Origin of the sequence: Sporomusa acidovorans (assembly GCF_900101845.1) — a bacterium.
Classification (GTDB): domain Bacteria; phylum Bacillota; class Negativicutes; order Sporomusales; family Sporomusaceae; genus Sporomusa; species Sporomusa acidovorans.
Genome location: NZ_FNAM01000034.1, coordinates 13,177 through 33,614, shown reverse-complemented (window position 1 = coordinate 33,614; position 20,438 = coordinate 13,177). Strand labels below are relative to the sequence as shown.

At 47.3% G+C, this 20,438-nt stretch carries 21 protein-coding genes; 18 read left to right on the top strand and 3 right to left on the bottom strand.

All coding sequences use genetic code 11. The features are described 5' to 3' along the window. Positions 1-20: 20 nt before the first annotated feature. A complete protein-coding gene (locus BLR65_RS19990) occupies positions 21-1,328 on the top strand; it encodes an MFS transporter (protein WP_093795947.1) in 1,308 nt (435 codons plus the stop codon). A gap of 15 nt (positions 1,329-1,343) precedes the next feature. Further along, on the top strand, positions 1,344-2,591 hold the full coding sequence (locus BLR65_RS19985) for a M20 family metallo-hydrolase (protein WP_093795946.1): 1,248 nt from the start codon (positions 1,344-1,346) through the stop codon (positions 2,589-2,591). A 241-nt stretch (positions 2,592-2,832) separates the two neighbouring features. Here BLR65_RS19985 and BLR65_RS19980 read toward each other — a convergent pair whose 3' ends face one another. From BLR65_RS19980 to BLR65_RS19970, 3 genes are read right to left on the bottom strand one after another with little or no spacing between them, the layout of a single operon-like run. Next, the gene (locus tag BLR65_RS19980; protein ID WP_093795945.1) at positions 2,833-3,549 is read right to left on the bottom strand and encodes a polysaccharide deacetylase family protein; all 717 of its coding nucleotides are present in this window, start codon (positions 3,547-3,549) and stop codon (positions 2,833-2,835) included. Positions 3,550-3,568: 19 nt separating this feature from the next. After that, complete coding sequence (locus tag BLR65_RS19975; protein WP_093795944.1) at positions 3,569-4,249, bottom strand: N-acetylmuramoyl-L-alanine amidase family protein; 681 nt, start codon at positions 4,247-4,249, stop codon at positions 3,569-3,571. A 49-nt stretch (positions 4,250-4,298) separates the two neighbouring features. Then, complete coding sequence (locus tag BLR65_RS19970; RefSeq protein ID WP_093795943.1) at positions 4,299-5,585, bottom strand: 4Fe-4S binding protein; 1,287 nt, start codon at positions 5,583-5,585, stop codon at positions 4,299-4,301. A gap of 354 nt (positions 5,586-5,939) precedes the next feature. Between BLR65_RS19970 and BLR65_RS19965 the strand changes: the two genes are divergently transcribed. From BLR65_RS19965 to BLR65_RS19895, 16 genes are all read left to right on the top strand, one after another. Further along, the gene (locus BLR65_RS19965; RefSeq protein ID WP_093795942.1) at positions 5,940-6,626 is read left to right on the top strand and encodes a GTP-binding protein; all 687 of its coding nucleotides are present in this window, start codon (positions 5,940-5,942) and stop codon (positions 6,624-6,626) included. A 4-nt stretch (positions 6,627-6,630) separates the two neighbouring features. After that, on the top strand, positions 6,631-7,659 hold the full coding sequence (locus BLR65_RS19960) for an ATP-binding cassette domain-containing protein (protein WP_245692940.1): 1,029 nt from the start codon (positions 6,631-6,633) through the stop codon (positions 7,657-7,659). Positions 7,660-7,711: 52 nt separating this feature from the next. Continuing rightward, positions 7,712-8,464, top strand: a complete 753-nt coding sequence (locus BLR65_RS19955; RefSeq protein ID WP_093795941.1) for a Rossmann-like domain-containing protein — start codon at positions 7,712-7,714, stop codon at positions 8,462-8,464. 250 nt (positions 8,465-8,714) lie between these two features. Beyond that, positions 8,715-9,821: an ABC transporter substrate-binding protein gene (locus tag BLR65_RS19950; protein WP_093795940.1), complete on the top strand. Its 1,107-nt coding sequence runs from the start codon at positions 8,715-8,717 to the stop codon at positions 9,819-9,821. Between the two features lie 26 nt (positions 9,822-9,847). Further along, positions 9,848-10,858, top strand: coding sequence for a radical SAM protein (locus tag BLR65_RS19945; RefSeq protein WP_093795939.1), 1,011 nt, complete (start codon positions 9,848-9,850; stop codon positions 10,856-10,858). Further along, positions 10,855-11,976 (top strand): hypothetical protein, encoded by a 1,122-nt coding sequence (locus BLR65_RS19940; protein ID WP_093795938.1) that lies wholly within the window; start codon positions 10,855-10,857, stop codon positions 11,974-11,976. Before BLR65_RS19945 ends, BLR65_RS19940 begins: the two co-directional genes overlap by 4 nt. Before the next feature lie 11 nt (positions 11,977-11,987). Further along, complete coding sequence (locus BLR65_RS19935; protein ID WP_169717025.1) at positions 11,988-12,593, top strand: FmdE family protein; 606 nt, start codon at positions 11,988-11,990, stop codon at positions 12,591-12,593. A gap of 22 nt (positions 12,594-12,615) precedes the next feature. Continuing rightward, a complete protein-coding gene (locus tag BLR65_RS19930) occupies positions 12,616-13,701 on the top strand; it encodes a FecCD family ABC transporter permease (RefSeq protein ID WP_093795936.1) in 1,086 nt (361 codons plus the stop codon). Positions 13,702-13,730: 29 nt separating this feature from the next. Further along, positions 13,731-14,555 (top strand): tRNA (N6-threonylcarbamoyladenosine(37)-N6)-methyltransferase TrmO, encoded by an 825-nt coding sequence (gene tsaA / locus BLR65_RS19925; RefSeq protein WP_093795935.1) that lies wholly within the window; start codon positions 13,731-13,733, stop codon positions 14,553-14,555. Positions 14,556-14,568: 13 nt separating this feature from the next. Continuing rightward, positions 14,569-15,177: a MotA/TolQ/ExbB proton channel family protein gene (locus tag BLR65_RS19920; RefSeq protein ID WP_093795934.1), complete on the top strand. Its 609-nt coding sequence runs from the start codon at positions 14,569-14,571 to the stop codon at positions 15,175-15,177. Next, positions 15,167-15,565 (top strand): ExbD/TolR family protein, encoded by a 399-nt coding sequence (locus BLR65_RS19915; RefSeq protein WP_093795933.1) that lies wholly within the window; start codon positions 15,167-15,169, stop codon positions 15,563-15,565. Before BLR65_RS19920 ends, BLR65_RS19915 begins: the two co-directional genes overlap by 11 nt. 4 nt (positions 15,566-15,569) lie before the next feature. Further along, positions 15,570-16,307, top strand: coding sequence for an energy transducer TonB (locus tag BLR65_RS19910; RefSeq protein ID WP_169717026.1), 738 nt, complete (start codon positions 15,570-15,572; stop codon positions 16,305-16,307). Between the two features lie 42 nt (positions 16,308-16,349). Beyond that, positions 16,350-17,132, top strand: coding sequence for an ABC transporter ATP-binding protein (locus BLR65_RS19905; protein WP_211285253.1), 783 nt, complete (start codon positions 16,350-16,352; stop codon positions 17,130-17,132). A 68-nt stretch (positions 17,133-17,200) separates the two neighbouring features. Beyond that, positions 17,201-19,213, top strand: a complete 2,013-nt coding sequence (locus BLR65_RS19900) for a TonB-dependent receptor plug domain-containing protein (RefSeq protein WP_093795930.1) — start codon at positions 17,201-17,203, stop codon at positions 19,211-19,213. A 163-nt stretch (positions 19,214-19,376) separates the two neighbouring features. Beyond that, entirely contained in the window at positions 19,377-19,499 is a 123-nt protein-coding gene (locus BLR65_RS31485; RefSeq protein ID WP_281241558.1) for a hypothetical protein, read from the top strand. Continuing rightward, complete coding sequence (locus tag BLR65_RS19895) at positions 19,490-20,080, top strand: hypothetical protein (RefSeq protein ID WP_093795929.1); 591 nt, start codon at positions 19,490-19,492, stop codon at positions 20,078-20,080. The genes BLR65_RS31485 and BLR65_RS19895 overlap by 10 nt, the downstream gene beginning before the upstream one ends. Positions 20,081-20,438 lie beyond the last annotated feature (358 nt).

Sequence of the window (20,438 nt, the reverse complement as noted above, 5' to 3'; positions counted from 1 at the left end):
TATTTTAAGGAGGAGAAAAAATGGAAATGAAAACCAAACAAAATTTGTTTTCCGGTGATGATGAAGCTACCTGGAAGCGACGTTGGAAAATGATGTATGCATCAATCGCGGGGTATGCCATGGATGGCTTGGACATGCTGATTCTTTCCTTTGTTATGACTGCCATTATCAAGGAGTTCGGTTTATCATTTGCCGAGGCGGGATTAATTGCCACTTATACATTGATTGGGGCCGTTCTTGGCGGCTATATATTTGGTATTATGGCCGACTACGTCGGCAGGGTAAAAGTTTTTTCGCTGACCATTATTCTGTTTTCAATTTTTACGGGCTTGTGCGCGTTTGCCAGTTCGCTTACTGAGCTAAATATTTATCGTTTCTTGTCAGGATTAGGGTTAGGGGGCGAATTCGGTATCGGCATGACCCTGGTTGCCGAAACCTGGCCTGCTGCGAAACGGGCGCGGGCGTCTGCCGGTGTGGCAATTGGCTGGCAAATGGGTGCCGTTCTGGCCGCGCTGCTGTCGGCGCTGGTCGTACCGCATTTTGGCTGGAGAGGGCTTTTTGCTATCGGGGTTTTGCCGGCTTTATTTGCGGCCTGGTCCCGGCGGGGTATTCCGGAACCTGATATTTGGGTTAACCGCAAAATTATGAAGGAAACGATTCAGCAAAAGGTTGCGCAAGGTGAGGCATTGACGGAAAGCGAACAAGAATTTTTAAATAAGGCTAACAAGTTTCCACTGACGCACCTTTTTGCCAATCCGCGAAAATCGGTAACAACGTTTGCGCTTACAGTAATGACAAGTGTGCAAAATTTTGGCTATTATGGCATTATGATTTGGCTTCCTACTATTCTGATGCAAAAGCATAACCTTACCCTGAATAAGACTACTACCTGGATGGTTGTTACCGTAATCGGCATGGTAATCGGCATTTATCTTTTTGGGCAGTTTGCCGACCGGATCGGGAGAAGGCCGGCCTATATAACCTTCTATATTTGTTCGGCGGCTGCCGTCTGGGGTTACTCGGTTTTGAATGATCCAATTTTATTATTGATCGGCGGTGCCGTTCTTGGTTTCTTCTGCAATGGAATGATGGCCGGTTATGGGGCTCTGTTGTCAGAGCATTATACAACCGATGCCCGTTCTACGGCACAAAACTTTATTTTTAATTCCGGCCGGGCGGTTGGTGGCTTTGCGCCGGTTATTATCGGGATGCTGGCAGCCCAATATACACTTAACGGGGCACTGGTCATACTGGCTTTTATTTACTTAGCCGCAGCCGTCAATGTGTTTTTCCTTGTGCCGGAAACCAAGGACAGCAAGCTGGATTAAAGGGAGGCTTTGCCAGTGGTAGACTGCAAAAGGCTGGAAAAAAATTTTCATAAAATGGCGGCAATCGGCTTGCAGGCAAACGGCGGCTTTACCCGGCTGGCCTTCAGCGACGAAGACTGGCAAGCCCGGGAGCTTATTATCCGGTTAATGGAACAGGCCGGCTTGGCCGTCCGTACCGATGCCTTCGGCAATGTGATCGGGCGGCAAGAAGGCATAGAGCCCGCCGCCGCTGTGGTGATGGCCGGGTCACATTTGGACAGTGTGCCCCAGGGGGGGAACTTCGACGGTGTGGCAGGTGTTTTGGCAGCAATTGAGGCACTGCAATGTCTTAAGAAAAGCGGGGAACAGCACTATCATCCGCTTGAAGTTGTTGTTTTTATGGCGGAGGAGTCCAGCCGTTTTGGCATGGCTACTTTAGGCAGCAAAGCTTTTTGCGGCAAACTTACAGTAGCACAGTTGCACCAGTGGAAAGACAGTCAGGAAATTTCGCTGGCGGCCGCTTTGCGCCAAAGAGGCCTCCAGCCGGAAAACATCTGTCAGGCGCGTTATCCGGGAAACATTAAAGCATTTTTGGAACTGCATATTGAGCAAGGCAAAGTTTTAGAGACAACAAAAAAACAAATTGGCATTGTTACCGGAATTGCGGCGCCTACTCGCCTGCGTGTTACAATAACCGGACAGGCCGATCACTCGGGTGCGACTCCCATGAATATGCGCCAGGACGCGCTGACAGCGGCTGCCCGGATTATTCTGGCGGTGGAGGAAGTGGCCGGCTTGGAGGCACAGCACGGTGTTGTGGGCACAACCGGCATTGTTAAGGCTGAACCAGGGGTGATGAACGTTATTCCGGGGCGGGTTGAGTTGGGAATTGATATCCGCGGGATTTCACTTGACAGTAAACAGTGCGTTGTCCAAGGCCTTCTAAAAAAAATGGATGAGATCAAAAATCAGCGGAACGTAGGTATTGAACCTGTCATACTCACGGATGAGCCACCAGTTCAACTGGCGCCAACCATGGTGGAAATGCTATATGCCATCAGCCGGGAACAGCATTATGCCAGTATGCTGATGCCTAGCGGGGCCGGGCACGATGCTATGCATCTGGCAGCGCTTGCGCCAACAGGCATGGTCTTTATTCCGTGCCGGGGAGGAATCAGCCACAACCCTGCGGAGTGGGCACGGCTGGAAGACATTGCGGCCGGAACAGAAATCATCCTTGCCGCGATCCGCAAGCTTTCTCAGAGAAACGTAACGATTGCGTAATAGTAAAAAGAGGTCTAACCGGTAAGCGGTAGACCTCTTTTTTTAAACTTTTCGGTTGGCATAGATTTGATTGATTGTGGAAAAATAAAATAATAATATTATTATTTTCCAGCCGGATTATATATTCCGCATTAAATAAGTTTGCAGGCGCAGGCGGGTGGTGTATTCTGCAAAAATCTTGAGCACCTTATATACACAGGCAAATTATGCAGACAAGCTGGCTGTCACCGGAAAACCAGGCTTACAGATTAAAGAAGTTAAAAGTATGCCGGACTTCGTTATACTGCAATAATTCACTTACGGTGACAAAATCATAACCGCGGGCGCGAAGGCCGTCGATGATGGCTGCGAGTGCTTTGGGGGTCGGCAAGGGATATTGTCCGTCGTGAAGCAGAATAATACTGCCTGGCGTTACTTCCTTCATAACTTTATCAATTACTGCTGCGCTGGGAGGGCAGCTCCAGTCGCGCGGGTCAACCGACCAGAGGATAACGGTATAACCCCGTTCGTGCGCTGTTTCAATGACCCGCGAGTTATAGAGACCGCCTGGGGGACGGAATAAAGTTGGTTTAGGGGCTATGGGGGTTATAGCACTTTCCGCTTTAGCAAATTCCTCGGTGATTTTATTAGGGCTCAATTTTGGCAAGGAGGGATGGCTATAGGTATGAATGCCGATTTCATGGCCGTCCGCTACTTCTTGTGCTAAAATTTTGGGATAATGCTCTACGTTTTCTCCCAGAACGAAAAAGGTTGCCCTTACCTGTTTTTCTTTTAGAACAGCCAGAATTTCCGGTGTAACCCGGGAATTTGGTCCGTCATCAAGCGTCAATGCTACGACTTTCTGGGTTGTCGGGACCCTGGAAACAGTTTGTGAATCGCCGGCGACACGAATTTCCTCGATACTGGTCAGCGCTATACAAAGAGCAATTGTACAAAACAGCCAGTAGGGAACTTTCATCAAGGACCATCCCTTCCCATTATTGCTGGTAATACGTATAAATACCCCTGGCGATTGCTTCTGCCAGTTTTTGCTGGTAGTCAGGTGTTTGCAATAATTTGCGCTCTTCGATATTCGTAATGTAACCGACTTCGACGAGAGCAGCCGGTATTCTGCTGCGGCGCAGTACAAAATAGTCGGCGGCCTGGGCTGTCCGTTTCGTGGTCGTGACGGTGCAAAGTTCGGCTTGAATTGACGTGGCTAATTGTTTTCCGGCTTCGGATTTTGCGCAGAAAAAAGCCTCTGCGCCATGCCGTTTGGCATTAGTAACCGCATTGGCGTGAATACTAATAAAAATATCGGCATCAGATTCTTCGGCCATTTCCACCCGGGCCATTAAATCCCGGTGATAACGGCCTCTGACCTTTTCGCTGTCGCATTCCGGGCTAAGATCTACATCTGACTGCCGGGATAAGACAACTTTGGCGCCGTAGTGATGCAGTTTTTCCTTTAATTGGAGGGCAACGGCAAGATTGATGTCTTTTTCAATCACTCCGGGTCGGTTTGCGCCAGGATCGATTCCACCATGGCCAGCATCAACAATAATTATTTTTCCGTTTAATTTATTAGCAGTTTCAAAAGCATAGATTGAGCTTAGTAGCAGTACGGCAGGCAGTAACAAAAAGAGAAAGTGACGTTTGGCCATAAAAAGGATCTTCATGGCATATCACCTCAATGACTAAACATATGTTTAGCTTTTTGATAACCGGCTAGTTCTTATTCACGCCGGTTGCCTTTTTTATTCTGGATACAATTGCAGTTAAAAAGGCTGATTTGATTGGTTTAACCGCCATTAATGTCTTGACGGGCGAAGACTTTTCGATAACACCAATTATTCGTCCTAAAGCCCGATGATGTAGGCGTGAAGGATCATCAAACACTAAATTCGATAGTTTCCCCCGTTCAATAGCCATCAATATGATTTTGTCATAGCTTGTTTCCGGTACAATGACCCGTTGGGGCCTGGGAGACATGGTTATGCCGTTAAACTTGCAGGCCGTTACGCAGACACCGCATCCTAAACAAACCGTTTCATCACAGACCGGTTTAGCGCCGGCGCTATTTTCTTCACTATGCAATGCGCCCACAGGACAAGCTCTGATACAAGCGCCGCAGCTTTTGCAAAATTTGGGGTTAACTGTTGCCAGCCAATTAGAAGTTATTACTGCATTTTTCAGGTTAAACCGCTTGATTGCCTGAATAAATTCACAGCAGCAACTGCAACAATTACAAATAAAGCCGACATCGCGCTGCACATTATCGGCAATTTGCATCAGTCCTTGCTGTTTGCAGTCTTCGATAATGCGCAGGGCTTTATCCGGGGATATTGCTGCCGCCATCCCCTTTTTTACAAGAATAACGGCACTTTTTCCCAGCGTTATACAAGTTTCCAGTGGTGCGTCGCAGCATCTGCCGAGATGGCTGGCTTTATGCCGGCACGTGCATAAGGATAAACCGATATGTTTTGCCGAAGCAATAATGGCAGTAGTTTTCTCCCAGTCCAATACTTCGGAATACGTGTCAGCAGGCAAGGCTTGCTCATGGATCAGGGTTCTGCCGAGTTGGGTAGAACCTTCAAAAATACTTTGGGCAAACCGATCATCCTGGGACATATATTCTTCAAATAACTCCGCTAACTCTTTAAGCGGCAGATTATCGCGGGTACGCATAAAGATAAATTCGAAAAAGCCGATAACGACAGGCGATAATACAATGTAAATTTCTCCGTTATGCTCAAAATCAAACACCAAGCCGCGTTCGGCCATGGCTAATACTTTGCCGTATAGCTTTGCAGCCGGTATGTTTAATTTATTAGCAACAAGTGATAACCGGGTTGGCCGTAAGGGGATTTGCCGAGCAATATAGGCTTCTGCCGGCGTGAATAATAGTTTTAATATACTGATAAAAGCTGGCGCGTATGGCGCTCCGGTGATATTACAGTCTAACCGCTGCTGTAGCAGGCGGTATTCTTTTTCGCTGTTTACAATATGGCCCATGCGGTTTCTCCTTTATTTGGAATAATCCTCATAATAACTGAACTGGGTAATCCTGTCAATCTTATCCTATTAAATAACAATTTCATAATATTGCCGAAAACACTGGCAAAACAAAGGCCAAAGCTGCTCTTAAGATGAAAACAGCTTTGGTCTTTGTTTTGCTCAGAATGACAAGACCCTATCGAATAAACAAAATGTCTATGAATAGAATACAAACACAAACAAACGTAAACAAATTAAAACTATCACAAATATTGATTTATATTACTTTTGATAGTATCATGTTTTGTAAAGGAAGAAAATTCCTCGCGTAAGGCTTCGCTGGAATAACTATATGCTTTTTGGAGGAAATTTATGAGACTTATTACGGTATCGGGTGCGCCTTCGTCGGGAAAGACTTCGGTAATTCTCAGACTGATTGATTGTCTGCGAGAGAATAAGCAAGAGACCGGAGTAATAAAATTTGACTGTCTGACTTCGTTTGATCAGGTGAGCTATCAGGAATACGGGGTAAAAGTCCAGGTTGGATTTTCGGGAAAGTTTTGTCCGGATCATTTCTTTATCAGCAATATTGAAGATGCCGTGGAATGGGGGCGAAACGCCGGTCTGGATATACTGATCAGCGAAAGCGCCGGTTTGTGCAATCGCTGTTCGCCGCATATTCAGGGGGTCCTCGCTGTTTGCGTCATTGACAATTTATCCGGAGTTAATACGCCGCGTAAAATAGGTCCGATGCTAAAACTGGCCGACATTGTTCTGATTACCAAAGGGGATATTGTTTCGCAGGCTGAGCGGGAAGTGTTTATGTTTAATGTCCGGCAGGTAAATCCCGGTGCTAAAATTTTGTTTGTCAACGGTATTACCGGTCAAGGCGCGTTTATGCTGAGCAAATATGTTATGAATGCCGCAGATATTGCTACTTTAAGAAACCGCCGCCTGCGTTTCCCGATGCCTGCCTCGGTATGTGCTTATTGTACGGGGGAAACGCGAATCGGCGAAACTTACCAAATGGGAATGCTGAAAAAAATGGAATTCAGGTGAGACTGTGACACAGAATGTGAAAATCAGCGAAATCGTTGCAACGAGGACGATTGCCGAAATCATTGCGGATTATCCGGTGGTGCAAGATTTTTTTATTAATTATAATTTGCAGGAATTGCAACAAAACCTCACCGTGGCTCACGCGCTGGAAAAAATGATGCCGGAGCAATTGGCGGAGTTTGGACTCGATAGCTTCAGTCTAACGGCGGAGCTGGCAAAATTTATGGCAACTCTGGTAGATAATCAGGAAGAACGGGAAAAGGTGCAGACGATAACTATTATCGGCGGTAGAAATAAAGAGGGTCAGCCGGAAGATGTGAAGCTTACGATGACCGCCGGCGAGGTTGTTAGCATTGTCGGTCCTACGGGTTCGGGGAAAAGCCGGTTATTGGCTGATATCGAATGCCTGGCTCAGGGGGATACGCCGACCAAACGCCAAATATTGATTAATGAGCACCTGTTAAGTGATGAGGAACGGTTTGATATCGGCAATAAATTGGTGGCGCAGCTGTCGCAGAATATGAATTTTGTTATGGATTTAAATGTTGCCGATTTTCTGGCGATGCATGCGAAAAGCCGTCTGTGCGAAAATGCCGACCAGGTGGTTGAACGCTGTTTTGTCTGCGCCAATGAACTGGCTGGTGAAAAATTCACGCTGGATACAAAGGTGACCCAGCTTTCGGGCGGGCAATCCCGTGCTTTGATGATTGCCGACACGGCTTATATGAGTGCGTCGCCGATCGTTTTGATAGATGAAATTGAAAATGCGGGCATTGACAGAAAACAGGCGATTAGCTTGTTGACCGAAAATGAAAAAATTGTATTAATTTCTACCCACGATCCCTTGCTTGCCTTAAGTGCCGATAAGCGTATTGTGATAAAAAACGGCGGCATCCATAAAGTTATGGAAACTTCGGCGGAAGAAATAGAAAGTCTGAGCGACATTGAAAAACTAGATGCGCTCATGCTGGAAATCAGGCAGCAATTAAGGCGTGGCGAAAGAGTTCGCCCCTTAAAAATTAGCTGTTCATAGCAGGCTGTGTTGAATGAAATGAATCTCTAACAAGAAATGAGGAGATAAAGATATGTGGGAATTATATGATGCCTTGATTGAAGGGATTCCAGAGGAGTGTCTTGTTGATGAATTTCTCTGCGGCACTTATGCCGCGCTCATCCGGAGCGGCCGGGGATGCGGTTTTAGCCACATCGTTCCGGGAGATAGTCTGCCCGAAACGATGAAAAAGTCGCTCGGTATGCCGCTCAAAAAACTGGCGGAATGTATTAAATCCTGGAATTTTGTTGAGGCATCGGTTGGCATGGCCGCGATAAATACTTGGTATAATTCCCCGGAAACAGCGGTGAAGAATGGAATCGTTTTGACGGATAGTCTTTATAGTGAAGATCGCCTGAATGACCCGTTTATTGCCTATCAAAATGAGATAAAAAACAAAAAGGTTGCTATTTTGGGGCATTTTCCCTATATTGAGCAATTGTTTCAACCGGTATGTGATGTTGCGATTATTGAACGTGAACCCGAGGAGGGGGATTATCCGGAAGCGGCGGCCGAATATATTCTGCCGGCGAGCGATTTTGTTATTATCAGTTGTGTCAGCCTGATTTGTAAAACCTTACCCCGTATGTTGACGTTGGCTAAAGACGCTTATGTAATCATTGTGGGGCCGTTTACTCCTTTGGCACCTAGTTTATTTTCGTTTGGTGTCAATGATTTATCCAGTTTTGTTGTTAAAGACAATGATGTTGCCACGCGTATCGTAGCGGGGTTGGAAAGAAAGAAAATATACAAAGCAGGGCAAAAAGTCGCTATGAAAGCGAAATAAATTACTTTTGTCTATTTATGCAAGTTTGGCTGAATTAACAATAGCAAGCAACAGCGATAAGAAAGTGCTGTTACTTGTACTTTTTTTACCTTTCTTATCTAAAATAAACAAACAAAAACAAAATAAACCTAACAAATATATTGATTTATGTTTTGTTTAATATTATTATGTGTTATAAGGAATAAAATTCCTGTTAAGTTGATCTGATATTGCGTAATTGTCGAATAGTGACTTGGGGTTGGAGGAAAGTATGAAAAAATTACAGTTGTCCGGGATTGCAATTCTTGTCATCATTCTTGTTATTTTGACAGGCTGTGGGCAGCAAAGCAATAGGGAAACCGGGTCGGCGGTCGCGGCAAATGGCGGCAGGGTCATCACCGACATGGCCGGCCGTAAGGTCGTGGTTCCGCAAAATATTAAGAAGGTATATCCGATGTCACCGCTGGAAGCGGTACTGCTTTATACAATCGATCCCGACCTATTGGCCGGCTGGGGTTATCACATGGGGGCCGATCAGTCGGATTATATTTTGCCCGCTTACCGTAATTTGCCGGTTCTTGGCTGGATTAATCGCGGGTCTACCGGCAATCTGGAAGAAGTTATCAAAATGAAGCCGGATATCATTCTGATGGCAGACGAGATTAATCAGGCCAATAAGAATTTTGCCGACGAACTGGAGCAATTGACGAAAATACCGGTTGTCGTTCTTGATAAACAAATGACCAACATGGCACAAAGCTATGAGGCCGCCGGCACGGTGCTTAAGCGTGAGGCGCGGGCGGCTGAACTTGCGGCGTACTGCCAGGAGACCCTCGGCATGGTAGCGGAAAAAAAGCCGCTTGCAACCCAGCGTAAACCGGTATCCGTCTACTACGCCGAGGGGCGCGGCGGCTTGGAGACCGAACCTCGAGGCTCCTGGCATGCCGAGATCATTGAATATGTCGGCGGGGTAAATGTCGCTGATCCCGGTCTGCCAAGCAGCGGCGCCGTTGGCCGCAGTCCGGTGTCGCTGGAACAGGTGATAGCCTGGAATCCTGAGGTTATCTTAATTGGTTACTTTCGTGACGGAGAAAGCAGCAGTTACCCGTCCATAATGGGTGACAGTGCCTGGCAGCATATCAAAGCGGTTCAGGACAAACGGGTGTATGAAATTCCTACCGGACCTTTCAACTGGTTTGACCGGCCGCCGGCAGTCAGCCGTTTGATCGGCATCAGATGGGTGGCCAATCTGCTTTATCCTGATATCTACCCTTTTGATTTTCGTGCTGAGGTTAAACGGTTTTACGCCTTGTTTTATCATTACCAGCTTTCTGAAAAAGAGTTGGATGAGCTGGCGGCCAGAGCGCGGAGAAAATAGATTGTAGCGGGGAAGAGGGATTGGCATTGAAGTGTAATTATTGTGAATGGCGTTGTGAACTGGGAGTAGATAGTTTTGGCGTATGCCGGATGTATGTTGCGAAAGATGGGGTGATTCAGGAGCGTTTTCCGCATAAATGGTGTACATATGCTGTTTCACGGGTGGAATCGGTGCCGTTTTATCATGCTTATCCCGGCAGTAGAAGCCTGACAATCGGCTCCGCCGGCTGCAACCTGGCCTGCCAATATTGTGTGAATGCTTTTATCGCCAAGGCAGATCCCGCAGTCCTGCAACATAATATGTATGCATTTACTCCGGAAAAACTGGTACGTCTTGCTGTCCAACGCGGGTGCCATACTATTGTTTTTAATGTTAATGAACCGGCTGTTTCCCTGCCTTCGCTGCTGGAAGTAGCCAAAGTGGCCCGTCAGGCGGGAATTCCCATGGGCTGCCTTACGAATGCCTACACTACCGTGGAAGCAACCGAACTGCTAGCTTCGGTATTTTCCTTTGTAAATGTGAGCTTAAAAGGATTGGCGCCCGCTTTTTGCCGTGAGTATCTGGGTATTCCCGACAGTAAGCCGGTCTTGCGGAATATTGCGAGACTCGCGTCCTTAGTCCATGTGGAGGTTACAACGCCGGTAATTCAGTCGGTCAATGATCATGAGCTGGATGAAATTGCCGTTTTCCTGGCTGAAACTGACCGGGAAATCCCGTGGCATGTTTTCCGGCTGCTGCCGGAATATAAGATGAAGGAAACTGAGTATCCCAATATTGAGGCAATCAACGCGGCGCTGGAGAAAAGCCGCCGTCTGTTGCCCTATGTTTATTTTCACAACTTTGTCGGTTCCGAGTGGGTAAATACCCTGTGTCCCCAGTGCGGGCACACGGTCATTGAACGGTTTAGTTTAGGCTGTGGCGGCGACAAACTAGCCCGTTATCATTGCAAGGGAAATACGTGTTCGGAGTGCGGTTATGAAATTAAGCTGTGCGGTGAACGTATTGCCTGGAACGGCGGGGAGGGCCGGTTGGTATGAGTCTAGTTATTATTGATGCGCGGGAATGGCAGAATATGTTTGACCTTAAAACCGGTCATAAACGAAATGACGACTCGCCGAAAGTCCGGATGGTCAAAGAAGTGCTGCACGATCATCCGTTTCCCGGGGATACCGCAGAAAATAGCAACAGGTGGGTAACGGATACGGCCCTTGACTTAGTCAGCCGTTATGATCCGAATTTTGTGTTTTTGATTTATGCGCAGCAATACTACTCATTACGCTTTGAGGGTCCGGATGAGGCCGAACGCGCGCGGCTGATTGACGCGGCTTTTGCCGAGGCAGCGCGTTTCTCGGAAAAATCAGGTTTTTTGCCGGTGGTTGTGGGAACCGGCGATCTGATTCCGGTAAAAGAGTATATTGATCTGAGCGGACTTGACGGCCTGGCAATTACCAGCAACTGGCTGACACGCTATGCCGGACTCTACGGCGTAAGCTGCCGGGATTTTGAGTATATTCATGAGCAGCCGGGGGTCGGAAGGCTTGTCGGCAAAACGGAATTTATGTCGCTGTTCGGTGCGGAACCGGTAGACGCCGAACGATTGCCCGAATGGCTGGCAGTAGCCAAAGAGGGGTATTGCTTCCGGTCAACATTATTACGGCGGCCTGTTATGATCCCGGCGTATAATGCTTCCATCCCCGTATCTCGGACTTTGGATGAGATAACCTCGATTACGGGTATCAGTGGCGGTATTGAGGCTGCTTTACAAGGGAAAAAAGTCGCGCTTATTTTAATTGAGGGTGTGGGAATAAAAGATTTCCGGTTGCCGTATATACCGTGCGCCAACGGCAAAGGATGGTTTATTTACGAAAATGGGGAGGCCCAGTATTTAACCATAAGTACCGGCAGACACCAGGTCTTTGCTTATCCGCCCGGTTATAGGTCTTATCTGGAGGATGATGAAAATAAGGGATATCCGTTTTCCGGATATTTGACCTCAATTCCGTCAGGTACGATAGGGGAACGTTCGGGCGGCAGAAGCATTGCCGTGGGTAACCGGAGCATGTTTATGCATACCGTGACAGGCGCGGATATTGCCATTGAATGTTTTGCCAGAAATCTGGCTAATCAGGGATGCATGGGTGTTATTCACCGTTAAAGGAGAGGAGAATGAAGATGGAGGATATGAATTCGGCCGATTGGCAAAAGGTTGTTGCGTTTCACGGGCATGTATGCCCCGGTTTGGCCACAGGCTATCGCTTGGCCAAGGCGGCGCTGGCAGCGCTGGGATATCAGGACCCGGAAGAGGGGGATTTGGTGACGATTGCGGAAAGTGACCGGTGCACAATCGACCCCTTTCAGATTGTGCTTGGCTGTACGATTGGCAAGGGCAAGCTATACATTCGCACGACCGGCAAGCAGGCTTTTACTGTGGGGTGCCGGCAAAGCGGCAAAGCCGTACGGGTCATTCAGCTGCCCTACAATTACTCGGCGGAAAGCGATGCCCTCACGCGAAGGGTTATGAGCGGCAGAGTAGCGGACGAGGAGTATCGCCGTTACAAGCAGGCGCGGGAAGAGCGAATCAGCGAGATTTTGACGGCGCCGGAGGAAACATTGCTGAAAGTGGAACCGGTTGCGGTTGTTTTGCCGGAAAAAGAACCAATCTACAATTCGCCTTGCTGTGAATTTTGCGGTGAACAGGTTATGGAGCCATGGACAAGACTGCGTGAAGGTAAAATTGCCTGTATCAGTTGTGCCGTGCCGGTAGTACGGTAGGGGCTCACAGGAGGCGATTTATATGGGAAATAACAGTTTGGCGCAGCCAACCGTGAATAAGCCGGCCGTTTTACTGAAAAAAGATAAAGGGGTACGGCAGATACGCAAAGATCTGGCAAAGCTAACCATCATGCTGGCTGTGCTTGTCTTGGCTTTCTTCGCTTCTTTTCTCGTTGGGCGTTATCCGGTTTCGCCGGATATTGTGCTGGCGATCCTTTGTTCGAAAGTCGTTGCGCTGCCGCAGGTCTGGAATGATACGTTGGAAACGATTGTGTTTAAAATTCGCTTGCCGCGTATTGCCGCCGCCTTGTTGGTGGGGAGTGCACTGGCCGTTTCCGGGGCCGCTTATCAGAATCTGTTTCGTAATCCCTTGGTTTCGCCGTCTTTATTGGGCGCTTCCTGGGGGGCGGCCTTTGGTGCGGTGCTGGGGATGATCCTGCATTTGTCCTGGATATGGGTCGAAATATCGGCATTCGCTTTTGGCCTGGTGGCTGTTTTAACCGCAATTGCTGTTGGTTCATGGTTTGGCAATAAGTCAATGATTTCATTGGTTCTAGCCGGAATTGCCGTGTCGGCGTTTTTTCAGGCGCTGGTTTCGGTATTAAAATATCTGGCTGATCCGATGAATACCCTGCCGGAAATTAGTTTTTGGCTAATGGGCGGGTTGTCGAAAATCAAGGAACAGGATGTAGTATGGTCACTGCTTCCGATCCTGCTGCCGATGATTATTTTGTACTTTGTGCGCTGGCAGATTAATGTTCTTAGTATTGGCGAGGAAGAAGCACATACACTGGGAGTGAATGTCCGGCGCACCCGTCTGGTGGTATTGGCGTGCGCGACGCTGCTGGCGGCTGCTGCCACCAGTATCGGCGGTATCATTCAGTGGGTGGGGCTGCTCATACCCCATGCGGTAAGAATGCTGTTCGGTGCAAATTTTGCCATAGTACTGCCGGCGTCGGTGGTTACGGGTGCAACTTTTCTGCTAATCATGGACAACTTAAGCCGCAGCATCGCATCGCTGGAAATCCAGGTAGGAATTCTTACGTCTTTGCTTGGCGCCCCTTTCTTCGTTTTTCTACTGGCCAAAGCCAAACGCGGCTGGGAGTGACAATGTGATCAGAGAAGGAGAAGGTAGTTGTGGCTGATTTAACAATAACCGACGGCAGCGTCATTCGGCCGATAGGCTATGTGGAAAGCATTTTGCATGACACAATGGCTGTTCCGCTTGGCGGAGCAGAGGCTATTATCCGCATTGAACCGGAATATCAACCGGCTTTGTATCGCATTGACGAGCATAGCCATCTGTGGATTCTTAGCTGGTTTGGACAAGCCGACAGGTCGGTATTAAGAGTTGTTCCGTCAAAAGTAAACCCTGATTTGCCGGAACGCGGCGTATTCGGACTGCGGAGTGCCGCACGCCCCAATCCAATCGCTTTGACCCTGGTGAAACTGGAAAGAATTGAGGGAGAACGGCTGTATGTACGTGACCTTGATGCTGTAGACGGGACATTGGTACTGGATATAAAACCGTACTTTGAAGCAGATATTGTATTTTCACCGCACACTCCCTATATGCCGCCGCGTGAATATCAGACACGCAAGGCAATGCTCTACAAACAAGCGGTGGCCCACCATGGCGAACGATGCGCGGGGCTGGAGTTGGCTGTTAAAATGGCGCTGTTGGTGGAAGAACAGTTTGGGCAGCTTCAATCGCCGGATCTTAAGTTAATGGTGGAAGGTGACGCGTGTCTGGCCGATGTTCTCCAGGGTGTGACCCGAGCAAGACTTACGAAACCTCAAAGATTTTTTTATCAACACAATCCCTTGCGGACAACAGTGCGGTGGATAAAAGCAGGCGAAGGACTGACAGTCACTGTACAACCGGACATTGATCTCAATGCTGCAATAGAGTTGTCGGCAGAAAAACTGTTTATTTTGCAAAAATTTTCATTAAATACTTGAAGGAGTGAGGAGTATGGTTGATGTCCTAATGAAGGGCGGGGTTGTGTTTGGTATCATTCTGGTCTGTTCCCTGCTGGCTATGACAGTCGCCGTTCAGCGTTGGTGGTTTTATCGTACGGTTAAGAAGGAAGATGCTGCCTACATGCCGGGGTTAAGGCAAGCCATTGCCGCTGGCAATAACCGTCCTTTCGGCGATGGTGACGGTCCGCTGGCAAGGCTATGGGCAGCCATATATAACGGCTATCGGGAGGCAAGCACGGAAATCGGCAGTGTCGCGGAAATTGCCTTAGACAGAGAAGGATTGCGGCTGGAAAAGTATCTGTATATATTGGCCACGATCGCTACCATTGCGCCGCTGCTTGGTCTCTTAGGCACAGTGCTGGGGATGATAAAAACCTTTCACGTTGCGGCGATGAGCGGGGCGGGAAATCCGCAGCTGCTGGCTGAAGGTATTGCGGAAGCTTTATATAATACGGCAGCCGGCTTGTTTGTCACCATATTCTGTATTATCTGCCACAACCATTTTCGCAATTGGGCGGAGCGGCGCCTGCGGTTGCTGGAAATACGGGTAAAAGAATTTACGTCTTTACTTACAGAAGGAGGGAGCCACAGTGCTCGGTAGAGCGGGGAGAAGACAGCAAATCGGGGTGCATGTTGATATGACCCCGATGGTCGATGTAATGATGCTGTTAGTGATTTTTTTCATGATGACAACCGCCTTTGTTACTGTTTATCCGGGGTTTGCTGTGAATTTGCCGCAGGCATCGGCAGAAAAGCAGGCGGAAAAACAACTCACTGTGCTCATCGCCAAGGACGGACGTATTGCCGTAAACGGTCAGCCTGTAGCTAAAGAAGAACTGGCGGCGGCTGTTGGCGGTACCGGAAAGACTACGGTATCCATTCAGGCGGATAAAGAGGTAAGTCATGGGCGGGTAATAGAGGTTATGGATGAACTTCATCGCGCCGGTGTGTCCAAAATGGCGATTGCGATTGAAGAAAAAGGGAGATAAGGATATGCGGGTGGCAAATGCTTGGGGACCGGCTTTTGCCTTTGCCCTGGTCATACACCTCACAGGCTTGGCGTTAGCGGGGCAAGGACTACCGGGAGAAACAGCCTTGGAACCCAAAACGGAATATATGGAAGTGGAACTGGCGCCGGCAGCGCCACCGCCTGCCAGAGAACAGGTTCAAACCCAGAACCTGCCGGTACCGGCTGTTAGTCAGGGTAAAAACCTTATCAACAGCAATAGGATAAACACTGCTACTATGCCGGCTAGTTCTGGTTTTGCCGCAGTTGGGGACCAAACCGGTGCTTTGCCTGGGGTTCCTACGGTATCTGAAGGCGGTCAGATTATGAGCATAAGCGGCAATGGTTTTGCCGCGACGGCAGGAACGGGAGAGACAGAATCCGGTGGTACGGGAAATGGCGGGGAACCTGGCGCGGCCGCACCGGCCCAGCCGCAGGTAGAACAAGAGCCTGACCGCCGACCGTCAGTGGCTTATGGCCCCCATCCGGGTTATCCATCAGAAGCAAGGCGTAACCGCTGGCAGGGAAAGGTAATTATTAGTGCTTTGGTAGATACCTCGGGTGATGTAATAGATGTCAGGGTTACGGAAAGTTCTGGATACGATATATTGGATCAGTCGGCGGCAGATGTGGTGCTGAGCCAATGGCGGTTTAATCCTGGCTACCGGAGTGGCCAACGGGTACGGGAATGGGTAAATGTGCCTGTTAGGTTTAAGTTACCCTGACCGAAAACAGGCTTTTACTATAAAAAGGAGAGAGGGATAAAGTTGTTTGCGGTCGAGAATATCAGTTTTGGTTATCCGTCATCCGGTAGTTTGCTTACCGATCTGTCCTTTACCATTAATAAGGGCGATGTCGCTTGCCTCCTGGGCCCGAACGGCGCCGGTAAGACGACTTTGCTCAGATGTTTGCTGGGCATTAACAAGGTACAGTCAGGCAGTATTAAGATCAAGGGCCGCAGGATCGGGGATATAACGGCGAAAGAACTGGCCTGCGCGATGGCCTATGTGCCACAGGCGGCGACAACGGTATTCCCTCACAGGGTATTGGATATTGTTGTTATGGGACGAACACCGCATGTGGGGTTTACTGCCGTTCCCACCGATGAAGATTATGCTATGGCCGAAGAGTCCTTGGCGGAGCTCGGAATATCCCATTTGGCGGATTGTCAGTTCAGCCGTATCAGTGGTGGGGAGCGGCAACTGACACTTATTGCCCGGGCGCTGACGCAGCGGGCCGAACTGTTTATTATGGACGAGCCGACGTCAAGTCTTGATTATGGGAACCAGGTCCGGATACTGCGCGTCATCGACAAACTGGCAAAACAAGGTTATTCGATTATCATGACTTCCCACTTTCCCAATCATGCATTTTTGTTGTGCAACAAAGTGCTGATTATGAAAAACGGTAAAATTACGGCTATGGGCACGCCGGAAGAAGTTGTCACTGACCAGATTTTAAGCGAGTTATATACAACCAAGGTCAGGATTGTCGAACTGGACGACGGGGTATCGGACAAATTGAAAGTTTGCGTGCCGATGCTAACTTAAGAAGGTAAAGTAGGAAGATAATAACGGGTTTTGCCCGATATTATAAAAAACATGGGGGAGGAGTAAGTATGAATAAGGACATTCGATGTAAAGTAGCTATTGTGAATTGTCTTCTATTAATGTTACCTGGTTTGGCCTGTGCGGCAGACGGTAATGCCAAAACTAATGAGACTACAACTGTCGATGAGGTAGTGGTTAGCGCTGTTCCGCTGGAGAAATACCTTGTGACAACAAGCGTTATTACAGCCAAGGATATTGAGGCCAAGGGAGCGAGAAACTTGACTGAGGTATTGGAGGATGTACCGGGTCTTAACCTGCACAGTGGCAGGAAAGGCAATACCGCCATCGACATCCGTGGTCTTAGTTCGTCGGAAGTAAAAATCTATATTGATGGTGTGTTAATAAATCCGCTTGCTAAAATGACGAGCAGCGCGGCAATGGATACTTCCATGATTCCAGTGAATAATATCGCTAAAATTGAAATAATAAAGGGACCGGCACCGGTTATTTATGGCTCTGACGCCAAGGGCGGGGTAATCTTAATTACTACGAAAAGTGGCAACACGAATCAGGGAGGCAATCTTTCTTTAGCGACTGGTACTTGGGGGACATGGAATGGTTCAGTTTCCTATGGCGGTGGCAATAAGAAATTCAATTATTATTTTGACGCTGCCTCGGAGCGTACTGATGGCTATCGGAATTACGAAAAAGACACCCGGTATTTTAATACGAAATTAAAGTGGACGTTTGGTAACGATTCGTCCTTAACCTTCGCAGGCGGGTATTCGACAACCGATAAAGACTGCCCGAATGCCATTGATCCGGCGACCGGGAAACGGATAAGTTATAAGACTGGCTTTTGGCCTGGTCTGAATGATTGGCAATACCGTGACTGGGAAAAAACCAACTTGTCTTTAGATTATGTAAAAAAAGTCAACAAGAAGTTGGATTTTGATATCAAGGTGTACCGCTTTGATGAGAAACAGGGAATATGGGCTAATGGGGCAACGTACGATTCGAGCACGGGTGTGAATGCCACTAAATCTGGTTATAGTAAAGATAGATGGAATGCAAGCTACTGGGATAGTGATTTAACCGGAGTAGAAATGTCAAGCAATTGGAAGCTGAATAATATGCATACACTAACATTTGGTATGCTGTATAATACGATTGATTGGAGTAATTCCGATTCTGCTCTTTCTGATCCTGATAATTATTCTTGGTTAGATTATAATAACAAGCGTTATGGCTATTATATGCAGGATAATATTTTGGCTAATGACCGTACTACCGTTACAATTGGCATTAGACATGACCGCAACGAAGTAGAAGGTGAGGGTACCGGCAAAAGTGATGACTCGGATACCAATCCCACTATTAATATGGTTTACCGGTTGGATGATCGTAACACGTTGCGTACGTCTTATGGTCAAACTTATAATTTTCCAAGTGCTGAACAACTCTTTGGCACTACCTCCGGTAATCCTAACCTTAAAGCGGAAAAAGCTAAAAACTATGAACTTGGCTTAAAACATGTATTTGATTCAACTTTGACAGGCGATATTGCTCTTTTCCAGAATGATATTAAAGATAAAATTAACCGACTTAGCAAAAAAACAAAATATAATAATATGAACTGGGCTAAAATTAAGGGAGTAGAACTTGAATTAAACAAAGAATTTTCTGATAAAGTAAATGGCTTTCTTAATTACACTTATTTAGATACTAAGGGTGAAAATGTCGATGGAACGGTAACAGAACTCACTTACACGCCAAAACATCATATAAACTATGGTGTAAATTATCAGGCAGGTAAGGGGTATTCTCTTAATCTAACTGGTCATTTGGTGGGACGGAGGTACACTGGAGATACTGGCAAAGATGATACCCGGTCAGTTCAAACTGTTTACTCTCATCTAGCTAGCTATAATTTAGTGGATCTAAAAATAAGCCGTAAGGTTAGTGAAAAGCAGGATTGGTATGTCACTGTTTATAATATCTTTGATAAGGACTATGAGGACGAGCTGTTTTATCCCAGCCCGGGCATCTCAATGATGGTTGGCACTAATTACAAATTTTAACTATATTAAAAGAAATATTCCGTTCGCATTGTGTCGAGCGGGATATTTTTTATAGTTATTGTATGGGGATTATTTATATTAGAGGGATATTCCATGACATAGAGAACTTAAATAATAGATCTTGCCCTGTTTTATGGTATTAAGGAAAAGGGGGACGGTTAATATGGCCGAAATCCGAATGAGCGAACAAAAATCAGACGATTATGACGCCATAATCGCCTTCTGGAAGCAAACTATTGGTCTTTATTCAAAATCTTTGCCGAAGGGGTCTTCATTATGCCGGTAGCCCCCACCCCGCCAACAAAACCTACGCCTCCTGTACCGCCAACCTTAACGCCGACAGGCTCGAATGCCTCTGCTGATACACATACGGCTGCTCCTGCAAACTCGACACCAAACCCGGGTAAAACGGTAAACACAGAAGCAACCGGTGCTGTCAGACAACTAGAAGGATTAGGCAGGGCTTTTCAGGGTAACTCACCCCCAAAGACTGGTGAAAAACCAGGCACTTCTGATAAACCGGCAAACCAAACGCAAGGCATTCAGGCAACTCCTGCTCAGTCAGCAGGGTCTGGGTCTCAGGCTGAATTTTCAGCCGAAACGGCTGTCCCGGCTAAACCGCCATTGGTGGAAAGCAAATCCTTGGGTTCCGGTTATTACATGTTTCTTGTTGGGATCGTGGCGGTCGTTGCCATAGTTTTGGTGGGACTGCGATTATTTAAAAATAAACGAAAAAATAAGCAACCGCGTACTTCGCTTGACTTTTCCAAGCGGACAACTGCGGCGATGAATCAAGAAGGTATCCATATAGTAGGGCCGCAGGTGGCAGCACCTGAAGGGGAAAAACATTTTGAGGTGCGGGTGTAGAAGAATTGATTTCGTCCGGGAATATGTAAGCCGACGACAACAAAGCAGGGCGGAAAAGATTTCGTAACAACACTATAGAATTAAGGTTTACAGACTACTAGGTTAACAACGGGAGCATAAAAGGCTAGTTTAGCTTTTTATGCTTCTTTTTTTTGTGCAATATGTTTTTACAATAGCTCATAGTTGCGTTCCGTTCACTTATTTGGAAAAGAGCATAGTGTAAGCCGGATGATAAAGCAACCGTTTGTGTGCTTTTTGATATTTTTTCCATAATTGGTGAATAATATCTTAAGACTATAGTGAATCCAATACGGATTTTCCTCTAGGGTGCTGGAGATGTTTCCATGCTGGCTGGTTA

Bases quoted from the DNA above. Each gene is read 5' to 3' on its own strand.
- BLR65_RS31485 (WP_281241558.1), top strand. From the start codon at position 19,377: ATGGCCGAAATCCGAATGAGCGAACAAAAATCAGACGATTATGACGCC.
- BLR65_RS19975 (WP_093795944.1), bottom strand. From the start codon at position 4,249: ATGAAGATCCTTTTTATGGCCAAACGTCACTTTCTCTTTTTGTTACTG.
- BLR65_RS19910 (WP_169717026.1), top strand. From the start codon at position 15,570: ATGCGGGTGGCAAATGCTTGGGGACCGGCTTTTGCCTTTGCCCTGGTC.
- BLR65_RS19970 (WP_093795943.1), bottom strand. From the start codon at position 5,585: ATGGGCCATATTGTAAACAGCGAAAAAGAATACCGCCTGCTACAGCAG.
- BLR65_RS19990 (WP_093795947.1), top strand. From the start codon at position 21: ATGGAAATGAAAACCAAACAAAATTTGTTTTCCGGTGATGATGAAGCT.
- BLR65_RS19895 (WP_093795929.1), top strand. From the start codon at position 19,490: ATGCCGGTAGCCCCCACCCCGCCAACAAAACCTACGCCTCCTGTACCG.
- BLR65_RS19920 (WP_093795934.1), top strand. From the start codon at position 14,569: ATGGTTGATGTCCTAATGAAGGGCGGGGTTGTGTTTGGTATCATTCTG.
- BLR65_RS19900 (WP_093795930.1), top strand. From the start codon at position 17,201: ATGAATAAGGACATTCGATGTAAAGTAGCTATTGTGAATTGTCTTCTA.
- BLR65_RS19965 (WP_093795942.1), top strand. From the start codon at position 5,940: ATGAGACTTATTACGGTATCGGGTGCGCCTTCGTCGGGAAAGACTTCG.
- BLR65_RS19955 (WP_093795941.1), top strand. From the start codon at position 7,712: ATGTGGGAATTATATGATGCCTTGATTGAAGGGATTCCAGAGGAGTGT.
- BLR65_RS19940 (WP_093795938.1), top strand. From the start codon at position 10,855: ATGAGTCTAGTTATTATTGATGCGCGGGAATGGCAGAATATGTTTGAC.
- BLR65_RS19935 (WP_169717025.1), top strand. From the start codon at position 11,988: ATGAAGATGGAGGATATGAATTCGGCCGATTGGCAAAAGGTTGTTGCG.
- BLR65_RS19930 (WP_093795936.1), top strand. From the start codon at position 12,616: ATGGGAAATAACAGTTTGGCGCAGCCAACCGTGAATAAGCCGGCCGTT.
- BLR65_RS19980 (WP_093795945.1), bottom strand. From the start codon at position 3,549: ATGAAAGTTCCCTACTGGCTGTTTTGTACAATTGCTCTTTGTATAGCG.
- BLR65_RS19950 (WP_093795940.1), top strand. From the start codon at position 8,715: ATGAAAAAATTACAGTTGTCCGGGATTGCAATTCTTGTCATCATTCTT.